General features: G+C 58.6%; 1 protein-coding gene. It reads right to left on the reverse strand.

Going from position 1 to position 534, the window contains the following annotated elements; translation table 11 throughout:
- Nucleotides 1–254 precede the first annotated feature (254 nt).
- On the reverse strand, nucleotides 255–534 hold a 280-nt coding region (locus XpopCFBP1817_RS21135; protein WP_244171303.1), incomplete at its 5' end, for a transposase.

Here is a 534-nt window from a genome sequence, read left to right on the forward strand (position 1 = left end):
GCTCGCGGCTGACGTCACTGGGATAGCGTGCTCTCATCTCCATATGATCGGATAATTCGGGAAGACTTTGAACGGGCTCTCAGGGGTTCACTGCCGCGTAGGCAGCTCAGAAAAAGTGCAGTGCAGCGCGCGCGCGGTACGTTCACTGCCGCGTAGGCAGCTCAGAAACACGACACCGCGTGCGCGCGGGCTTCCTTGCTGTTCACTGCCGCGTAGGCAGCTCAGAAAACTTTTCTCCTGATTAGCCCTGACTCTCAGCCATAAAAATTGCTCGCTGCACGCAACACCGGCTCTGGACATGGTGTGGATTGCATCATGGCCGTGGCAAGTCGCGGCAGCATGTCGCGCAAGCGGAATCGACGATTAAACCGATAGGCCGCTTCTCCCAGATACCGCCTTGCGTATTTTCCTTGCGCGATGGCGTGATAAACGCCACCGATGGCGCGTCGGCCATGACCTGCATGATCTTGTGCTTCATCCGCCAGGCGCGCTTGGAGTTGATCCCCAGATGACGCATCAGCTCCCGTGCGGCCA

The sequence above is a fragment of the Xanthomonas populi genome, assembly GCF_002940065.1.
GTDB classification, from domain to species: domain Bacteria; phylum Pseudomonadota; class Gammaproteobacteria; order Xanthomonadales; family Xanthomonadaceae; genus Xanthomonas; species Xanthomonas populi.